At 72.1% G+C, this 2912-nt stretch carries 3 protein-coding genes and 1 pseudogene; 3 read left to right on the forward strand and 1 reads right to left on the reverse strand.

Features of this window, described 5'->3' with window-relative positions:
* Positions 1 to 257: pseudogene (locus ACR807_RS41555) on the reverse strand (S8 family serine peptidase); the annotation flags it as partial.
* 230 nt (positions 258 to 487) lie between these two features.
* Here ACR807_RS41555 and ACR807_RS41560 point away from each other — a divergent pair.
* The 3 genes from ACR807_RS41560 to ACR807_RS41570 all read left to right on the forward strand — a co-directional run.
* Positions 488 to 1084 (forward strand): hypothetical protein, encoded by a 597-nt coding sequence (locus ACR807_RS41560; RefSeq protein WP_438927055.1) that lies wholly within the window; start codon positions 488 to 490, stop codon positions 1082 to 1084.
* 92 nt (positions 1085 to 1176) lie between these two features.
* Positions 1177 to 1818 carry a tRNA (guanosine(46)-N7)-methyltransferase TrmB gene (trmB, locus tag ACR807_RS41565; protein ID WP_438927056.1) on the forward strand — a complete coding sequence of 214 codons (642 nt, stop codon included), beginning with the start codon at positions 1177 to 1179 and terminating at the stop codon, positions 1816 to 1818.
* Positions 1819 to 1963: 145 nt separating this feature from the next.
* The coding region (locus ACR807_RS41570) for a nitric oxide synthase oxygenase (RefSeq protein WP_438927057.1) at positions 1964 to 2912 on the forward strand (949 nt) is incomplete at its 3' end.

Below are 2912 nucleotides of genomic sequence, written 5' to 3' on the forward strand. Positions count from 1 at the left end.
TCGCGCGTGCCGTCCGTGCCGGCCGCCGAGCCGAACCCGGCGCCCGGCAGCAGCGCGCCCGCGAGGTCGGGCGCGGTGGCGTCGACGCCCGAGTCGACGACCGCGACCACGACCCCCTCGCCGCGCGTGGTGGCGTGCGCGGCGGGCACGCCGAGGGCGGCCAGGTGCCACTGCCGTTCCCGGACCGTTTGCGCGCCCGCCGGGACGGGTACGCACAACGCGATCAGGACCGCGGTGAGAACCGCTCTCCACCGCACCGAATTCCCCCTGTGGTCGGAATCACAAATATTCCATGTCGGTCATGTTTCACAGATCTCGATTCGGGCAACCGGAGTAATCTGTTCGTTAAGAGGTCGTGAACTCCGGCACAGGGCCATGACAAGCGCTTCTGAACCGGGTCAGATGGAAAGCAACGAATCGTGAGGTGGGTGCCACCCGCACGCGAATTCGGATACCCCCCGTCAAGGAACCCCCCGGAGGTGAACCCGTGACGGTGCTTGATCCGAACCTGAACGCCGACCACTCGGCAACCGGGTCGAAGGAGTTGCCCAGGGAGAAGCTGCCCAGGCAACGCGACCACGCCCTCCGCGTCGAGCCGATGCTGGCGCTGGAATGGTCGCACGCGATCGAGACCGCGGGAGGGGTCGGGATCGCCGACTCGCCCGCGGAGAACCGCCGGGCCTGGATCCACCGGGCCGACGAGCAGCAGGTGCTCGCGCTCTTCCGCGCAGTCGGGTCCGACGCCCCCGCACCCTGGTGGCTGAGGGCACTCGACCGGGGCAGGATCGCCTCGCGCGCGGCGGCCTACGCGATCGAGGACGAGGTGACCCGACTCCTGGCCGCGCGGCCGGGGTGGGTGTTCGTCCCGTGGGCCGACGAGGGCGAGGTGGGCTACTGGGAGTTCGTGCCGTCGGAGAGCGGCGTGTACGGCCCCGCCGAGCCCACCACCGTGGAGTTCACCGACCGGCACCCCGGTTTCGTGGACCTGCTCCCGGCGCACCGGGGCCCCGGCAAGCGCCAAGCCATCGAGTTCACCCCGGGCGAGCTGCGCGAGCAGATCGAGGACCTGGAGAACATCGCCTAGCGCACCACCTAGGCTGTACGCCCGTGACGTCCAGCCAGCAGCGACCGCCCCACCACCGATCCGTCGTCAGCTACGTGCAACGCGGTGAACGGATGACGGTGGGGCAGCAGCGCGCATGGGACCGCCACTGGGAGCGCTTGGGCCAGGAGGTCAAGGCGCTCCCGGCCGGTCCCGTGCGCTTCGCCGACTGGTTCGGCCGCGAGGCGCCGGTGGTGCTGGAGATCGGGTCCGGCATGGGCGAGACGACCTCGCAGCTGGTCGCCGCCGCCCCGGAGCTGAACTACGTGGCCGTCGAGGTCTACAAGCCCGGCCTGGCCCAGCTGCTGCTGCGCGCCGAGGCGCTCGGCGTCGAGAACCTGCGGGTCCTGCGCGGTGACGCGGTCGACCTGCTCACCGACCACGTGGAGCCCGGCTCGCTCGCCGGCGTGCGGATCTACTTCCCCGACCCGTGGCCGAAGAAGAAGCACCACAAGCGGCGGCTCGTGCAGCCCGGGTTCGTGCACCTGGTCGCGTCCCGCCTGCGGCCGGGCGGCACCCTGCACCTGGCCACCGACTGGGAGCCGTACGCCGAGCAGATGCTGGAGGTCTGCTCCGCCGAACCGCTGCTGCGCAACCTGCACGACGGCTGGGCGCCGCGCCCGGACTGGCGGCCGGTCACGAAGTTCGAGCAGCGCGCCGTCGAGGAGGACCGGATCAGCCACGATCTGATGTTCGAGCGGAACGAACTCACCTGACCGTGTACTAAAGCCACGATATCGAGTGGTCGAGGCACCGACTGGGCGTAGTTTCGTCACCCCTTGGTGTGGCATTTGTTGATCACCCGGTGTGCCCCGTCCGGCAGTGACGGGTGACGTCGCCCCGCAACTACGGTTGCCGCCCGTGACCGCTGTCGACACCGAACCGACCACGTTCGACGTGGACGCCGCGGAGTCCTTCCTCCGCATGTTCCACACGGCGCACCCCGGGGCCGGACCGGTCGGCCCCAGGCTGGCCGCCGTCCGCGACGAGGTGGCGGGGACCGGCACCTACCGCCACACCCCCGACGAGCTGGCCTACGGCGCGCGCATCGCCCTGCGCGACAGCGGCTGGTGCACCAGCGGCGTGCCGTGGCGCCGGCTCAAGGTCCGCGACCTGCGCGGCCTGCGCAACGCCGCCGCCGTCGCGGGCGAGTGCGTCGAGCACCTGCGCCTGGCCACCAACGGCGGCGAGATCCGCCCCCTGGTCACGGTGTTCGCGCCGGACGCGCCGGGGTCGCCCGGGCCGTGCGTCTGGAACGAGCAGCTCGTCCGGTACGCGGGCCACGCCGACGGCACCGGCGACCGCCGCTACGCCGGGTTCACCCGGGCCGTGCGGGAGATGGGCTGGCGGCCCCCCGGTCCGCCCGGCCGGTTCGACGTGCTGCCGCTGGTCGTGGAGACCGCGCACGAGGGCGCGAAGCTGTTCACCGTGCCGCCGGACGTCGTGCACGAGGTGTGCCTGGAGCACCCCGACCTGCCGTGGTTCGGGCAGCTGGGGCTGCGCTGGCACGCCGTGCCGGTGATCGCCCACACGCGGCTGTCCATCGGCGGCGTCACCTACCCCGCCGCGCCGTTCAACTCGTGGTTCGTCGGCTCCGAGATCGGCGCGCGCAGCCTCGCCGACGAGAACGCCTGCGGCGCGGCCCGGCCGGTGGCCGAGGCGCTGGGCCTGGACACGTCCTCCGAGCGCTCGCTGTGGCGCGACCGCGCCGTCGTCGAGCTGAACCGGGCCGTGCTGCACTCGTTCGACCTGGCCCGGGTCACCGTCACCGACCACCACGCGGAGGCGCTGCACCGCCTGTCGTGGCTGC

The organism is Saccharothrix sabaoui (genome assembly GCF_051756985.1).
Taxonomy (GTDB): Bacteria; Actinomycetota; Actinomycetes; order Mycobacteriales; family Pseudonocardiaceae; genus Actinosynnema.